Annotated in this window: 13 protein-coding genes, 1 pseudogene and 1 riboswitch; of the genes and pseudogenes, 1 reads left to right on the top strand and 13 read right to left on the bottom strand. The window is 51.9% G+C overall.

What is annotated here, in order from left to right; genetic code table 11:
- Window positions 1–40: 40 nt before the first annotated feature.
- The 3 genes from H7F31_RS24710 to H7F31_RS24720 form a co-directional block, all read right to left on the bottom strand.
- Window positions 41–943, bottom strand: a complete 903-nt coding sequence (locus H7F31_RS24710; protein WP_087572679.1) for an ABC transporter permease — start codon at window positions 941–943, stop codon at window positions 41–43.
- Window positions 944–1,028: 85 nt separating this feature from the next.
- Complete coding sequence (locus H7F31_RS24715) at window positions 1,029–2,702, bottom strand: extracellular solute-binding protein (protein WP_187100946.1); 1,674 nt, start codon at window positions 2,700–2,702, stop codon at window positions 1,029–1,031.
- Window positions 2,703–2,789: 87 nt separating this feature from the next.
- Entirely contained in the window at window positions 2,790–4,838 is a 2,049-nt protein-coding gene (locus H7F31_RS24720) for a hypothetical protein (protein WP_087572681.1), read from the bottom strand.
- 269 nt (window positions 4,839–5,107) lie between these two features.
- Here H7F31_RS24720 and H7F31_RS24725 point away from each other — a divergent pair, with 269 nt between their 5' ends.
- Entirely contained in the window at window positions 5,108–6,076 is a 969-nt protein-coding gene (locus H7F31_RS24725) for an arsenic resistance protein (RefSeq protein WP_187100947.1), read from the top strand.
- Here the strand turns inward: H7F31_RS24725 and H7F31_RS24730 are convergent.
- The 10 genes and pseudogenes from H7F31_RS24730 to H7F31_RS24775 form a co-directional block, all read right to left on the bottom strand.
- Complete coding sequence (locus H7F31_RS24730; protein ID WP_187100948.1) at window positions 6,073–6,930, bottom strand: bifunctional 5,10-methylenetetrahydrofolate dehydrogenase/5,10-methenyltetrahydrofolate cyclohydrolase; 858 nt, start codon at window positions 6,928–6,930, stop codon at window positions 6,073–6,075. The two genes, H7F31_RS24725 and H7F31_RS24730, sit on opposite strands and share 4 nt — an antisense overlap.
- A 56-nt stretch (window positions 6,931–6,986) precedes the next feature.
- A riboswitch (ZMP/ZTP riboswitch) is annotated at window positions 6,987–7,066 on the bottom strand.
- Window positions 7,067–7,156: 90 nt separating this feature from the next.
- The gene (locus tag H7F31_RS24735) at window positions 7,157–8,227 is read right to left on the bottom strand and encodes an NAD(P)H-dependent flavin oxidoreductase (RefSeq protein ID WP_187100949.1); all 1,071 of its coding nucleotides are present in this window, start codon (window positions 8,225–8,227) and stop codon (window positions 7,157–7,159) included.
- A 15-nt stretch (window positions 8,228–8,242) separates the two neighbouring features.
- Complete coding sequence (locus H7F31_RS24740; RefSeq protein WP_187100950.1) at window positions 8,243–8,614, bottom strand: iron chaperone; 372 nt, start codon at window positions 8,612–8,614, stop codon at window positions 8,243–8,245.
- Between the two features lie 14 nt (window positions 8,615–8,628).
- The gene (locus H7F31_RS24745) at window positions 8,629–9,498 is read right to left on the bottom strand and encodes a YitT family protein (protein WP_187100951.1); all 870 of its coding nucleotides are present in this window, start codon (window positions 9,496–9,498) and stop codon (window positions 8,629–8,631) included.
- Between the two features lie 150 nt (window positions 9,499–9,648).
- The gene (locus tag H7F31_RS24750) at window positions 9,649–10,032 is read right to left on the bottom strand and encodes a Na+/H+ antiporter subunit G (protein ID WP_187105524.1); all 384 of its coding nucleotides are present in this window, start codon (window positions 10,030–10,032) and stop codon (window positions 9,649–9,651) included.
- Window positions 10,016–10,309 carry a Na(+)/H(+) antiporter subunit F1 gene (locus H7F31_RS24755; protein ID WP_187100952.1) on the bottom strand — a complete coding sequence of 98 codons (294 nt, stop codon included), beginning with the start codon at window positions 10,307–10,309 and terminating at the stop codon, window positions 10,016–10,018. The genes H7F31_RS24750 and H7F31_RS24755 overlap by 17 nt, the downstream gene beginning before the upstream one ends.
- A pseudogene (locus H7F31_RS24760) lies at window positions 10,306–10,626 on the bottom strand (Na+/H+ antiporter subunit E); the annotation flags it as partial. The gene H7F31_RS24755 and the pseudogene H7F31_RS24760, both read right to left, overlap by 4 nt.
- Before the next feature lie 21 nt (window positions 10,627–10,647).
- Window positions 10,648–12,126: a Na+/H+ antiporter subunit D gene (locus H7F31_RS24765; RefSeq protein WP_187100954.1), complete on the bottom strand. Its 1,479-nt coding sequence runs from the start codon at window positions 12,124–12,126 to the stop codon at window positions 10,648–10,650.
- The gene (locus H7F31_RS24770) at window positions 12,119–12,457 is read right to left on the bottom strand and encodes a Na(+)/H(+) antiporter subunit C (protein WP_087572781.1); all 339 of its coding nucleotides are present in this window, start codon (window positions 12,455–12,457) and stop codon (window positions 12,119–12,121) included. Before H7F31_RS24770 ends, H7F31_RS24765 begins: the two co-directional genes overlap by 8 nt.
- Before the next feature lie 2 nt (window positions 12,458–12,459).
- Window positions 12,460–15,333 (bottom strand): Na+/H+ antiporter subunit A, encoded by a 2,874-nt coding sequence (locus H7F31_RS24775; protein WP_187100955.1) that lies wholly within the window; start codon window positions 15,331–15,333, stop codon window positions 12,460–12,462.
- Between the last annotated feature and the right edge of the window lie 100 nt (window positions 15,334–15,433).

Raw genomic sequence — 15,433 nt, forward strand, 5'->3', positions numbered from 1 at the left:
GTAGTTTGGCCTAACACAACAAAGTCCTCCTCCTCAACGTTTAGAAAATACGATAACCAGCGAATCGATAGGCTAGCGTGTAGGAGATGGCAATTAAGATCAGGGCTACAAACGACTTCAGCAGGCCTACTGCAGTCGCCAGGCCGTATTGCACCTGCTCGAAGCTCAGGCGATACACGAATGTATCAATAATATCGCCACTTTCGTAAACAATCGGGCTATACAAGTTGAATATTTGCTCGAAGCCTGCGTTCAGAATGTTGCCGATGCTGAGTGTAGCGAGAAGCACGATAATCGGCAGCATGCCCGGCAGTGTAATATGCCAGGTCTGCTTCCAGCGCGTTGCCCCGTCGATCTGCGCCGCCTCATACAAGGCCGGGTTGATGCTCGTCAGTGCAGCCAGGTAAACAATGGTGCTGAACCCGAACTCCTTCCACACATCGGAGATGACCAACGTGTATGGAAACCATTCATTGCTGCCCAGGAAGAAGATCGGCTGTATCCCGAACCAGCCCAGCAGTTGGTTGACCAACCCTGAGGAGGGGGACAGCAGGTCGATGAGAATGCCTCCCAGCAATACCCAGGACAGAAAATGCGGCAAATAGATCATCGTCTGCACCGTGCGCTTGAAGCCTTCCTTGCGTACCTCGTTGAGCAGAATAGAAATTGTAATCGGCACAATCAGCCCGGCTATGACTTTCATGATGGCAATAAACAGGGTGTTGTACATAATGCGCTGAATATCCGGATATTGAAACATATAGCTGAAATTATCCCAGCCCACCCAAGGGGAATGAAAAATGCCTTTGGTTGGGATAAATTTCTGGAAGGCTATCGTAATGCCAGCCATTGGTATATAGCTAAAAATGAAGGCCGCGATCACACCTGGCAAAACCAGCACATGCAGCGACCACTCCTTGCGAAACCGTTTAAGCATTCCCATCGTCCGAACTCCTTTAGCCAGAAGAAGGGCGGCTCATACTTGATGCTGCGCACCCTGAACCATCCGTCTTCTCCGGCCTACATTGCTAGTTGCCCACGCTCGTGTACCACGCATTCACTTCTTCTGTCATTGCCGTACCGCCGAGCCGCTGCCATTCTTCCACAAATTTGTCGAACTCATCAATGGATACCTGATTCATGACAATCTTCGTAAAGACCTCATTCATCTTCGCATCAAGCACTGGCAGCTTCTCGGTCATGACTGGACCTGGCGTACCATAGAAGGCGTTGAAGTGGTATCTGTCGGTTTGCAAATAATCATACATAATTGCGAAGGCGCCATTTGGCCCTGAAATCGGATACTCTGCCCACTCCGACACCTCGCCGTCCAAATACTTCATAATTTTGCCGAAGCGATTCGGCGCTTCCAGGCCGGTCAAGGCAGAGCCGTCTTTGGCTTCCACCGCTTTCGGCACGGACTCCCCTAGCATGACATTCTCGATTTGCGAGAATGCGCGCACCGGACTCAGCTTCCAGTAGCTGGCCGCTTCTTCATTCTGAAGGAAATACACTTCGTCCCCTTCCACCGGCACTGTATACGCCTGCACCCATTTGTTCAGCAACTCAATTGCGGCCTCGGGATGCTTCACGTTCTTGGACACGACATAGTACCCGGATACGCCTAGCTCAATCTGCGACAGGGTAGGATCGCCATCAATCGAGGTAATCGGATACGGCCACCAATCTTGCACCAGTTTGCCTTCCTTCACTGCATTATCGAACAACGGGTATGCGCTAAGCCAGAACGGTCCGTAGACAACGCCTACTTTGTTCGCAGCCAGCAATTCATTGGCTTTCACCAAATCCTTAACCGCGAATTCGGTATCCAGATGCCCGTCAACATACATATCCTGCAGTTGCTTGAGCGCTTGCTTCATCTGCGGCTGAATGCTGCCGAATACAAGCTCGCCCGCTTCATTCTCCACCCATTGGTTCGGATACGCATGGTAACTATTAAAGAAGCCTTTAATATCAAAGGTGGCATCATTCAAAAAGTCCTTCGTCAATGGAAGCGCATACGATTTGCCTGTGCCCCCCGGATCTTGGGTCGCGAATGCTTCGGCAATCGCCAGCACATCCTGCATCGTCTGCGGTTCAGGAAGGTTCAACTGCTTCAGCCAATCCCGGCGAATCCATACTTGCGTCGAAGCGCCGTAAGGGCCATTCGTCGCCGGAATCGCCATCAGCTTGCCGCCGATTTTAGCCGAATCCAGCTGAGTACCGCCATCGCCCATAATATAGGCTTTGGTCTCAGGTGTCGCGTGCTGCTCGTACACCTCGGTCAGATCCATAATCATATCGGCTTCGACGAGCTGCTGCAGTTGGGCCATCGTCACTTGCATAAGATCGGCGATATCATTTGAAGAAATGCTCATTTGCAGCTTTTGCTGGTATTGGGTGGCGTCCGCTACCCAAATATTTTTGATGCGAATGCCTAGATCGCGTTCGATAGCATCATAGACCGAATTCTTATCCATGCTCTCCCCGGGCAAAAACTTGATATCTGCCGCACTCTCCCGGAACATGGTCAATTCAATCGGTGTCGTCCGTTCGCCGCCATCTCCCGATGCTTCTGTGTTGTTGCCGTTATTCGTGCCATTGCCTGCAGGTTCATTCTCCTTGTTGCCGCTGTTGCTGCATGCAGCCAAAAACACCAGCACTACAATCATCAGCCATGGCAATATACGCTTGCTGCCCATCGATTAGCCCCCAATTCGTTGATATATTGTGCACTATCCCATTATATAACCGGATATCCGGCAGCCTCTATACACTTGATTTTACTTTCATGGACAGTTCATTACCTGATTTTGCCCTGGAGCTGATGTTGGATTACAACACCGTATAACAACAGTTGACATAAAAGGTATTTTATTCTTTATTATCAACTTTCCATCTTGCTGCTCGGTATCAAGCGCTTGGCCTTCCGGGCAAGCACAATGATGCATTTTCCAGTTGCCGGCTGCCGGCAAGCCCGACAATTCGAGCTCATACACATCATCCAGCGAATGATTGGCAATGGCGACAATCTGTTCATCCTGCGTGCGATAGCCATATACGGCTACATGCGGTGCCTGGCTAACTGCCATCAGCGGCGAGATTGCGGAGCGCCAGGCCAAAAACTGCTGAATGATTGCCCTGCGTTGCGGATTCAACAGGCCATAGGGGTTCTCCTGCCGATAAGGAAGGATCAGCACGCCCTCGTTCGCAATCACCATCCCCGGGAACAAGGCCTCTCCGTCCGGCCTGCAAACCGTCGTCAGCACCGTGGCCGCATCAGCCTCATACTCGACTTCCAAGCAAGGCGCCATGCTCAAGTAAGGGCGCAGAATACCGTGGTCCATGCCGGCGCAATGCCCGTTGTTGCCAATCTGCTCATAGGACTGCAGCTCATGCCAGCGCACACGCTTGGCGCCGCACAGCCGGCCAAGGCCCCGCTCCACCAGCACCTCTACTGCCAATCCATCCAGCAGCACGCAGTTGTTCGCAAACAGGCTGGCAATCTGCTCGTTCGAGATATTGCGCAATACTTGGCCTGCAATCGCGACCGGTTCAGTATTGCCCGGCAGCTGGGTAACAAAACGATTCGCGATGCCATAAGCCGAAAGCAGGCTGCTCCAGAACGTTTCCTGCGGATACAGACCGGCCATCGACGCGTCGCCGCCCGTATGCAGCGTATACGCGGATAACTCGTTCACAAGCACCTGTACGCCCTGCATATTGTGTTGTTGCAGCGGCATCCCCGCCACTGCCTGCAAATAAGGCTTCAGCGGCTTCAGCCACCGCTCGGCCTGCTCAGTCTTATATATGCCATTGCCCGCCATATCCACAATATTGAGCGTGATGCCGCTGCTGCCGAGCAGCAGCGCCGTCTCGAGCTGGTACTGCTGGAAGCGATCCGACTTGGCAAATCGCGTATAAGGCACATTTTCCAGCTCCGGGTACAGTTCAGTCCCTTCCGGCAACAGTGCTGCCGTCAGCATCGATACGGCATGGAAGTGCCAGGCGTAATGCATGCCGCTGGTTTCCATATATGCGGGCAGATGCGGGCGTACAATTACTGCCGGCTCGCCTCCCGGTCCGCTAAGCGCTGCCATCAGCCCGTGCCAATCGCGCGCCTCCGCCGCATGGACAGCCGGGTCGCTCGACATTAGGCCCACCTTCGCCTGCGGCGCCACGTCATGAATTACCTGTTCCAAGAGCGCGGCAAGCTCCACTATCGTGCTGCGGCAGCAATCCAACCATACCTGGCGGTACGGGTGGGGATCGCCAGGCGCCAGCACCCCTGCCAGGAACGACTCGCGCTCCAAGCTGTCCACCCCCGCCCTCTGGGCATAGAGCTGCATATGCGCCTCGCAGAAGCAGCCGCCCCACTCCAGCGGCGCGTGATTATGGAAGCGAAAATCATCCTCCAGCCATAAGGTGCGCGGCCGCAATGCGGCATACTGCCTGTATCGGGCAACGATATAAGCCCGCCATTCTGGACAGAGCGGGCAGACCGCTACCTGTGATTCCGTACCCCTCACATCCACCATCCGCCGAAATGGCTGATCAGGCAGCAATTGGTTGCCTGCCGAGTCATGGATCATCGTGTTCAAGGGATTGATCGATACCGCCACCCCTAGCGCCTCGACCGCGGGCTTCGCCCGCGCGATAGCATCCAGCCACGCTGCCGCCTCCGCTTCCGTCACATGACGCAGGTTCATCGGATCAATGAAAAACATCACCTCATCGATCTGCGCCTCCCGGCAAAATGCCAGCAAATCCTGCAGCCTCTGTTCCTCCAGATGCCCTGGCTTCAACACAAACCGCAATTTATAAGCAAAACTTCCCATATCGCTCCCCCTTCTGCAGGCATGCCTGTTGCCGTTGCATCGCCTTGCAGACAGTATAAGGAACTTAAGTGGCGCAGCTCTATAACCTTCTCTTTACTTTTATCGACAATTGTTTACCTGGCCGTGCGGACCAGCAGACTAGAAAATGCTGCCCAGCCTGCGATACTCCCGCAGCGAGCTTGATCTGATTATGATCACTGTTATTTACACCGCAACCCGTTCAAAGCTATACTTACAAAACGATGTATGGAGGGGATGGAACAGAAAAAATGAGTGCAAGGGAACAACTGGAGAAGAATCAAGTATGGCTCTATGCGATTATTCTCTTGATTGCAGCAGGAGCAGGTTTGATATGGCCGCAAGCAAGCGGTTATTTAGACCGTTCCATCTCGATCGTGCTTGGCATCTTAATGTTCGGCATGTTTACGCAAATACCGTTTCTTCGTCTAAAAGAATCCTTAACGAATCGACAGTTCATTTACGCGCTTTTAATCATGAATTACATAGCCGTTCCCCTCATTGTTTGGGGGTTAACCCGGTTTCTTCCGGTCGACCCGGCCCTTTTATTAGGCGTATTTCTAGTTTTGCTCACACCCTGCATTGATTACGTCATCGTTTTTACACATCTTGGCCGCGGGGACGAAAAACTTATTCTGGTTGCAACGCCATTGCTTTTTGTTTCACAAATGATATTGCTGCCCTTTTACCTTTGGGTATTCATGGGGAATCAAACAGCTGAAGTTGTGAGGGCACAGCCCTTTCTGGAGGCTTTTTTGGGTCTCATCGTTGTCCCTCTGCTCCTTGCTCTTCTAACGCAGCTATGGGCGAAAAGGCAGCCGCGCGGCATCGTATTTCTTGATGCCGCAGCATGGCTGCCGGTTCCTTTTATGGCGCTGACGTTGTTCGTCGTCGTAGCTTCGCAAATCAGCAAACTTTATCAATCTATCGACTTTATTAGCCAAGTCATCCCTGTCTATGTCGCTTATATGATCATTGTCCCACTAGTCGCCCGCTTCGTTGCGCACATCTTCCGGCTGGATGTCGGAGCAGGGAGAGCGCTGATCTTTAGCAGCGGAACACGCAACTCCCTGGTCGTCCTGCCTTTCGCGCTTGCATTGCCCGAACCATTAAACGGGTTAGTATCCGCCGTAATCGTTACTCAAACCATTGTAGAGCTTATAGGGGAACTTATTTACATCCGTGTTGTTCCCAGGAGTCTGCTGAGAGGCAGGCACTAGAGCACCGATTTCGCTGAAAACCTTTCAGCCGCTTCGACCGTATGTTTGAGCAATGCAGCAATAGTGACGGGTCCAACGCCAGCCGGAACGGGAGTTATCGCGGAGGCGTTCTCCAGACAAGCTTCATAATCGACATCTCCGATATTGCCTTTGTTGTAGCCGGCATCGACGACTACGGCTCCCGGCTTGATCCAGTCGCCCTGAACAAAATTCGGCTTGCCGACAGCAGCAACTACGATATCGCCTAAACGTACCAGCCCTGCCAGATTGGCCGTTTTGGAATGACATATGGTCACTGTCGCATTTCTGTTTAGGAGCATAACGGATACCGGTTTCCCAAGGATCGGACTTCTTCCAATTACAACGGCATGTTTTCCTTCAATCGGAATATTGTAGTAATCCAAAATGGCGATGATCGCGGCTGGCGTACACGAAGGAAAATCGGCGAAACCAAAGGCGTTCTGAGCGAATCCTATCGTGGTTACGCCATCTACATCCTTCTCTATTCGGATTGCCTCGAATGCAGCCCTTTCGTCAATATGATGAGGAACGGGATGCTGCAACAAGATGCCATGAACATGGGGATCTTCGTTAAGCTTGTTTATTTCCGCAATCAGCTCTTCTGTCGTGGCAGTCGAAGGAAGTTCAACACGGATGGAGCGTATACCAAGTCTGGCGCATGCATTTCCTTTCATTCGGACATAAGTGGCTGACGACGGATCGTCGCCAACCAAAATGGTTGCCAGACACGGGACAATTTCTTTCTCGGAGAGACGTTTGATTTGTTCGACTAATCCCTCCTTCATAGCGGCCGCAACGCGATTACCGTCCAAGATCAACTTTTCTTCTTTCATTTCATCAGCCCTTTCTGCTCCTGTTCAAACATAAAGAGGCAAGGGGATAATCCCCTTACCTCTGCCCAGGCGTTCGGCCGTATAAAATATGTGCTCCCTCGTGGTACCCCACGTTACGCCAGTCACACATACCCTTCATCTAACCCCATTATAGTCCGAACTTTCAAACAACTTCAAGCATTTTGTTTCCTTTATTGCCGGCCCGTCGGGACCGGCTGCTTTTTAACTATGACTTGCCCAAGCTTTCCATAAGGAGATGCGCTTGCTCCATCGTCTGTTCCACGATGTCTGCTGCCCCGCGTTCTTTGGCTAACCGGAGTCCCTGCCCGGCCCAGAGAGACATAAGCTCCGGATTATTGGCTTTGGAAGCCGCTTGGCGAATTTCTTTCGTCATTGCGTGCTGAATCGGATAGTCGGGGATTCCCCCTTGATAGGTACGCATATCCTTCATGTACTCCGTCAAAATGCCTCGCGCCGCTTTGCCCGAATAGGCGGATGTGACCTCGGTGGCATCTTCGCTGGATGCAAGAATTCTACCTTTGTAGACGGTATGTGCGCCGCTCTCATGGCTTGCCAAAAATGCGGTTCCCATCTGCACGGCGGAAGCTCCCAAAACGAGGCTTGCTACAAGCCCGCGCCCATCCATGATGCCTCCCGATGCGATAATCGGAACCGAAACATGATCCGCGATCTGAGGCACCAAAGCCATAGTACCTATCAGAGCGTCGGTCTTACTCGGCAGAAACGTCCCTCGATGTCCTCCCGCTTCGCTTCCTTGCGCCACAATCGCGTCTACTCCGGCGGATTCCAGCTTAATAGCTTCTTCGACTGTCGTTGCTGTGCCTATGACATGAATCCCATGCTGCTTCATGGCTTCAATGATGTCCTGGGACGGTATGCCGAACGTGAAACTAAACACGGAGACATTTTCTCCCATCACGGCTTGCACTTGCTCTTCGAAAGACTCCGCGTACTCGGGGATTGGCGGATTGGTCACAATACCTGCCTCTATGCGATATTTATCAAGATGACGATTCATTCGAGCAATGGCGTCTGCAGAAGTAGTCGGCTGCGTGGGGACAAACAAGTTGACGCCGAAGGGCCGATCCGTCCTTTGTTTGACCTCCCGAATCGTTTGCCTGATTTGTTCTGGCGACAGGTAACCTGCCCCGATGCTCCCAAGCCCTCCGGCGTTTGATACTGCAGCAACCAGATCCGGGGTCGAGGGACCACCGGCCATTGGCGCTTGCAATATTGGGTATTGAATGGCGAGTCGGCGTGTCAGTTCGGTTTCCATGCTCTTCCTCCCCTACTATTTGCGCCAAAATGTCGTGCAGTCCGCCTTATCGTGGATATTAAACTCGATCATTTTCTCTAATAGGCCGTAGTCAAACGGACGGTTCCACTTAAAGCGAACCAGCTCTTTGGTATGATCGTGTCCAGCTTGTACAATTTCTTCTGCAAAATAGTTCATGCCTGCACGCTCAGGCGCAACAGCCATATGCTGTTTGGACACGCTGAAGCCTATAATAAAAGTGTCGTGATCGGTGAACATCGGCTGATTCCAAGCCAGCTTAGGCACCAGCTCCGGGAACTTCTCCTTCACCCAAGCAAATACCTCTTCCACCCGTGCCCGGTGCTCCGGGTTTCCGATACCATCCAAATATTCCGCAAATGCTTCCATTTGATGATCCGCTCCTAGTGAATGTCCTTTTTCTTAAAGCTGCCGCCTTTAACTTCAGCCACTTCATACACCATGATAAAAGCATTCTCGTCGATTTCGCGAATAATTTCTTTCATCTTCCGTTCTTCCAAGCGGTTGATAACGCATGTAATTTCTTTGAAATGTTCATTTGTATAACCGCCCTGCACCACGCCATACGTAGCACCGCGGCCCAGTCGATCACGAATCGTTTCGATCATCATCTCTGGATGTTTGGTAATGATTTTAAACGTTTTGGCTCCGCTCAAGCCTTCCTCGACGATATGTATGACTTTCGAAGCGATAAAGTAAGCGATTCCCGACAGGATAGCCCCCTTTAAGCCAAAGACTGTCGATACAACGATAAAAACGAATACGTTAAGGAACAGGATCATATCGCTTGTTCCGAACGGAAGCTTCCGCGAGAGCAGTACCGCCAGCATATCAATGCCGTCCAGCGCGCCGCCGTTCCTCAGCGCAAGACCCATTCCCAGACCGATGATAATACCGCCGACAACGGTAACAAGCAGCGTATCGCCTTCCACGATCGGCGTAATATGATGCATAAAGAAGGTGCCGGCCGCCAGCGAAGCGATACCGAGCACGGAATAAATCGCGAAGCTTCTGCCAATCTGCTTATAGCCCAAATAGACAAACGGTATATTTAGAATTGCAATGAGAAGACCTAAAGGCAGATCGAAGAGCCTTGACCCTACGATACTGAGACCTGTCACGCCTCCATCGGATACGTTGTTCGGAATTAAAACGGCTTCAAGGCCGTAGGCTGTAATTAAGGCACCAATTACAACAATAACGCCTCGTAATATAATGTTCCATACTGCAGTTGTCTTGTTCTCCGTCTTCATTCTTGACCTCATTTCCTATTTTCATATCCTGGCACCATTAAATGTGAATATTTTTACTGTTAAAATTTTAGACATGTACGAAGCTAAAGTCAACCCGAAATAGAACCACATCCAAATGGACGTGGTTCCAGTTTCGGTTGAACAACCTCTTTAATTGCGATTTTTTATTTCCTCTATCTCCTGTTGCCTCTCTTGTTTGATCGCTTCTCTGAAATCATCGCGTACGCTTCCCTTCCACAAAGCTACGCCTGATCGGTAAGCGGCCCGCGCGTTAAGATGGCCCGCAACGGGCGAAGTGATAAAAACAAACAAAATACCCAGGAGCAGCTTGATGCTGAAAAAATCATGAATGAACCAAGTGTAAAAAAAGGCGCCGAGCAGAATAAGAAGCACGCCAAGCGTGGCGCTCTTGGTAGCCGCGTGGGAGCGCAAATACACATCCGGCAATCGTATGAGTCCGAACACGCTAATGACCGCGATGACTGCCCCCAAAAGGATCAGGATTGCAAATACAACTTCAATTATTCGTTCCATCATCTCCAGACTCAAGGACAACCCCCCTCTCGATATATCTCGCCATTGCGGTTGTCCCGATAAAGGTTAATATGCCGATAACCAATATGATGTCGAAATACGCCCGAGTCCCCGTCGTTATGCCGAGGACGGCAATCATGGACAGCAATAAAATGCCTATCGTATCCAGCGCCGCAATCCGATCGGCAATAGACGGCCCCTTTAGCAATCGGTACAAGGCTCCCAATATGGCAAGCGATAACAAAATAAGGGAAACCCACAGCAGTGTTGTCGTCATCTCGTTACCTCCATGATGGCGCGTTCGAAAGAACCTTTGATCTGCGCCGCAAGCTCGTCGGGGTCGTTAATGTCCATGGCATGAATGTACAATGTTTTCCCGTCGCCGGCTACATCAAGCGTAAGCGTCCCCGGCGTCAAACAGATCAGGATAGACAATAAGGTAATTTCAAAATCGGTCCTTAGCTCCGTATCCAGCTTGATGATGCCTGGGCGAATGTTGAGCTTGGGGCGCAGCACTTCCCGAAGAACCGTCACGCTGGACAACAACAGTTCCTTGTTAAACATGGCTATCAATCTTAAGACAGCCCCTGTTTTCCTTATCATTCTCATCATGCACTACTCCTTCAACACCGCTTGTACATAACTGGACGGGTCCAGAAGGGTCCGCCCTGCCTCGCTAGCGAATTCATATATCCATTCCGACCCGAAGCCCATAGCGACAACAATAAGCATTAATCCCGCGGTCGGCAGCAACAGACTGGCCTTTCTTGCATCGGTCGCAGAAGCCGTCGCACGCTCATCGCCCCAGAAAGCCGCCATGAATATTCGCATCAAGGAATACAGAACAACAAAGCTTGTCGCCAGCGAAACTGCGGTGAGCAGATAGTGCTCGCCTTCCAAACCGCCGCGCACAATGAGCAGCTTCCCTGCGAAGCCGCTAAGAGGCGGAATGCCCGCAACAGCCAGTATAGTCGCGAAGAACATCCATCCGAGCAGCGCATTGCGCCGCATCAGTCCGCCCATCTCGGAGAGCTTGCCCGTCCCCGCCGCACGAATAATTAACCCGCCGAGCAACAACAGCAGTGCTTTGGCTATCATATCGTGCAGCAGATAGACAACAACGCCTTCCAATGAGTCGCGATTCGCCGCGGCAAGCCCGAAAGCGATAAAGCCCACGCTTATAACAATATTGTAATTCAAGATGCGCGGGATATCCTTGTAAGCCAGCGCCCCGAACGCCCCAAGAACCATCGTTGCGCCCGCCATCCAGCCGATCCAGACATGCGTCACCTCCGGCATGCCGCCGAAGACCAAAGTAAAGGTGCGAACGAGCGCATACACCCCCACCTTGGTCAACAACGCGCCGAACAGAGCCGTAACCGCAGTCGGTGGCGCGCTGTAGGCGCCCGGCAGCCAAAAATAAAGGAGAAGGCCCGCCTTCAGCGAGAACACGATCAGGAACAACAGCGCTATGACGTTGAGGATGCCTCCTTGTCCGGCTTCCGCCACCTTAAGGAACAGGTCGGCCATATTAAGAGCCCCTGTCACGCCGTACAAATAAGCTACGGCTGCCACGAACAGGGCCGAAGATACGACATTAATGATGACATACTTAAGCGTCTCCCGGAGTTGAAGCCTCGTCCCTCCTAACACGATGAGCGCATAAGAGGAGATTAACATCACTTCGAAACAAACAAAAAGGTTAAAGATGTCGCCCGTCAAGAATGATCCGTTGACGCCAACGAGCAGAAATTGCAAGAGCGGATAATAAAAATAGCTCTCTCTCTCTTCCCCTATGCTGCCCATTGAGAAAAATACGATAAACGAGCCGACGACCGTCGTTGCCAGCACAAGCAGCGCGGCCAGCATATCTCCGACAAAAGCAATGCCATAAGGCGGTGCCCAGCCGCTCATATACAGGGTTTGAACGCCGTCTTTTTTGACATGAATGACGATTGATACGGCGATAGCGACGCCCGCGAGGCTGCTTGCCCCGCTCAACCAGCGCTGCAACAAAATACTACGCCGCATAAAGACAAGCAGAACCGAAGTAAACAGCGGGACGAGCAGCGGCAGTACAAGCAAGTTATTCATTCTCGTTCCCCCTTAGCTCTTCCATATCATCCGTACCCAGCTTTTTGTATGCCTTATACGCAAGGACTAGCAGGAACGAAGTGACGCCGAAGCTGATGACGATTGACGTCAGGATCAACGCCTGCGGCAAGGGATCAACGTAGGCTTCCGCTTTCTCGTCAAGCAGCGGCGGCGCTCCGGTCTTAAGACGCGACATCGTCAGCAGCAGCAGATGTACGCCATGCGACAGGAAGGAAGACCCCAACACGATACGGAGCAGACTCTTGGACAGGATAAGATAAATGCCGACCGTAAATAACACGCCGATCGCGAGTGACATATACAATTCCATCGCTACTTATCCCTCCCGATCGTAAACAAGATGGTCGACGCTACGCCAATAACGGTCAAATAGACTCCCAGATCGAACAGCGTTGCCGTCGCCAGCTCCAGCTCTCCAAGGAGCGGAATGTCGAAATAGCCGAATGTATGGCTTAGAAACGGCACATCTGCCAGGAAGCTGCCGGTTCCGGTTAATAATGCAATCAGAATGCCGATTGCCGTAAGTCGTTTGAAGTCCACGCGAACAATGCGCGCGATCTTATCCACGCCATTGGTAATGGCCAACAGCAGTAGCGCTGCCGAAGCCATCAACCCTCCGATAAATCCGCCTCCCGAATGATGATGCCCCATATAGAACAGATACATGGAATAGATCAGGACGAGGACGACCACCAGCTTGGCAACCGTGCGCAGGATAACGTCATTGCTTCGAATACCGGCATACACATCGTATTTCATAGCGTCTGGCCCGAGCGGCCTATCGTTCTCGTCTTCCTTTACCTTTAGCTTGATCAGCGCATAGATGCCGTAGGACGCAATGCCAAGCACGACAATTTCCAGCATCGTGTCAAAGCCCCGGAAGTCGACGAGTATCACGTTGACGATATTTTTCCCACCGGCAAGCTTGTAGCTGTTCTCGATAAAATAATCGGAGATCGATTCGAACTTTCGGCTGCCGCTTGCGCTTAGCGCAATAAGCGTCATGACCGCGCCAACGCTTACGGCGATCAACAGATTCCATAATTTAAACGGCAGTCTGACAAGCTCCTTCTTGAGCTTCGGCAGGTGGTAGAAGCATAACAAGAAGAGAGCCACGGACACCGTCTCCACGATTAACTGGGTCAACGCCAGATCCGGCGCCCGGAAGATGACGAAAAATAGCGTTACCATATACCCTGCCATCCCGGTCAGAATGATAGCCATCAGCCTTGAGTTCGCGAACGGAACAGCTATTGCGGACAGAACAAGCGCTCCAATGACGACCGCTTCATAGAAGGAGGTTGTCGCCATTCCTTCCGTGTTCAGCGCAAATGCTTCCTCGAGCCACATGGTCAGTCCCAAAGACAACACAAGGAACAAGAAGATATAGATTAAATAATGACGAACGGAGCCCGTCATGTACATGCGAGTCAATCGCCCGGCAGCATTGTCCAGCAGGCGTTGCCCTTCATCGTAAGCGCCACTCAGCGAGACCCGATTGGTGAGCGGCTTGCTTACCCACGCGGCTCGTCGATGCAAAATAAATATGGCAGTACCGACGATAGCGACGCCAATGGTCATATACAGCTCCGTATTCCAGCCATGCCACATATCAATGGAAACCATAAACTGTTCCTGCGGCTGAAGACCGGTGTAATGAATCGCCGCCATTGCGGGTTCAATCAGCGTATGGGACAACAGATTCGGGAACAGGCCGAACACAACGACAAGCGATGCCAGGACGAGCGGCGGTATCAGCATGCCGAGCGGCGCTTCATGGGGCTTCTTCTCGAGCTTCTCGAACTGTGCTTTCCCGCTAAACGTTCGGAACACAAGCAGCAGGCTGTAGGCAAACGTGAATACGCTGGCGACCCATGCCACGATCGGAAACAGGGAACCCCACAATTGCATGCTGGCGAACGACAGCTCGCGGATTTGCAGCAGCGCCGTAAAGAACATCTCCTTGCTGAGGAAGCCGCCGAATGGCGGTATGCCTGCCATCGAGAAGGCGCCAAGCAGCGTGATCGTGAAGGTAATCGGCATAACCGCCATCAGTCCGCCAAGCTTCCGGATGTCGCGCGTACCCGTCTCGTGATCGACGATGCCTACCGCCATAAACAGCGCGCCTTTGAAGACCGCGTGGTTGATAAGGTGGAAAATCGCGGCCGTCGTCGCTTTGGCGAAGAACAGGTATTGGCTGGTGCCCGGATAAAATGCCGCGGCCGAGCCCATCCCGAGCAAACTCATAATGAGACCAAGCTGGCTAATCGTCGAGAAGGCAAGCAATGCCTTCAGATCCGTTTGCTTGATCGCCCGATAGGAACCATATATCAACGTAAGAAGCCCGACGCCGGATACCATCCATAGCCAGACGGCATGTCCGGAGAAAACCGGGCTAAGGCGGGCAACCAAATAGATGCCGGCCTTGACCATGGTCGCCGAATGCAAGTAGGCGCTGACGGGCGTCGGCGCTTCCATGGCATCCGGCAGCCAAATATGGAACGGGAACTGGGCCGACTTCGTAAATGCGCCTGCCAGAACGAGCAGCATGGCCGTTACGAACAACTTGTGTTCCGCCAATTGCGGTATGGTCTCCACCAATTCTCGAATACTGAACGTACCCGACATCACATACAGAAGCACGAAACCCGCAAACATCGCAAGACCGCCGCAAACGGTAACGACCATGGACTTAAGCGCGCCGTACCGCGAACGCTCCCGTCGATCCCAGAAGGCGATCAGGAGAAACGAGGAGATGCTCGTCAACTCCCAGAAGGCGTAGAGCACCATCAGGTTGTCGGACAACACAAGTCCGAACATCGCTCCCATAAACAACATCAGATAAACATAAAAGTGCGATAATTTCTCCTTGCTCTTATCCAGATAATAAATGGAATACAACAGAACCAATGAACCGATTCCCGCTATTAATAAGCCAAACAGCAAGCTAAGTCCATCCACATAAACGTCGAACCCAATGCCGAGCGAAGGAATCCATGGAAGGGAGCCGCTTATTTCGCTGCCGTTCTCTATGCTTGGGATCATAGACAACAGGAGAACGAATATCGCAATCGGCAGGGGCAGCACGAACCAGCCCGTATGAACTTTCGGTAGTATCTTGTTCGCGATTGGCACAATCAGAGCGAACAAAAAAGGCAAAATAATGACGAAATGAATGACTGACACAATCTATCCCCCTTAATCCTTCTATCTCTAAAGTATGACCACTTCCACGCACCATCATATCCCTTATTAGAGGTTGTTGAACTTGCACTATTATGGTTGC

It is taken from the genome of Paenibacillus sp. PAMC21692, assembly GCF_014303795.1.
GTDB classification, from domain to species: Bacteria; Bacillota; Bacilli; order Paenibacillales; family Paenibacillaceae; genus Pristimantibacillus; species Pristimantibacillus agaridevorans.

Coding starts and splice junctions, on each gene's coding strand:
- H7F31_RS24710 (WP_087572679.1), bottom strand. CDS start 943: ATGGGAATGCTTAAACGGTTTCGCAAGGAGTGGTCGCTGCATGTGCTG.
- H7F31_RS24715 (WP_187100946.1), bottom strand. CDS start 2,702: ATGGGCAGCAAGCGTATATTGCCATGGCTGATGATTGTAGTGCTGGTG.
- H7F31_RS24720 (WP_087572681.1), bottom strand. CDS start 4,838: ATGGGAAGTTTTGCTTATAAATTGCGGTTTGTGTTGAAGCCAGGGCAT.
- H7F31_RS24725 (WP_187100947.1), top strand. CDS start 5,108: ATGAGTGCAAGGGAACAACTGGAGAAGAATCAAGTATGGCTCTATGCG.
- H7F31_RS24730 (WP_187100948.1), bottom strand. CDS start 6,930: ATGAAAGAAGAAAAGTTGATCTTGGACGGTAATCGCGTTGCGGCCGCT.
- H7F31_RS24735 (WP_187100949.1), bottom strand. CDS start 8,227: ATGGAAACCGAACTGACACGCCGACTCGCCATTCAATACCCAATATTG.
- H7F31_RS24740 (WP_187100950.1), bottom strand. CDS start 8,614: ATGGAAGCATTTGCGGAATATTTGGATGGTATCGGAAACCCGGAGCAC.
- H7F31_RS24745 (WP_187100951.1), bottom strand. CDS start 9,498: ATGAAGACGGAGAACAAGACAACTGCAGTATGGAACATTATATTACGA.
- H7F31_RS24750 (WP_187105524.1), bottom strand. CDS start 10,032: ATGGAACGAATAATTGAAGTTGTATTTGCAATCCTGATCCTTTTGGGG.
- H7F31_RS24755 (WP_187100952.1), bottom strand. CDS start 10,309: ATGACGACAACACTGCTGTGGGTTTCCCTTATTTTGTTATCGCTTGCC.
- H7F31_RS24765 (WP_187100954.1), bottom strand. CDS start 12,126: ATGAATAACTTGCTTGTACTGCCGCTGCTCGTCCCGCTGTTTACTTCG.
- H7F31_RS24770 (WP_087572781.1), bottom strand. CDS start 12,457: ATGGAATTGTATATGTCACTCGCGATCGGCGTGTTATTTACGGTCGGC.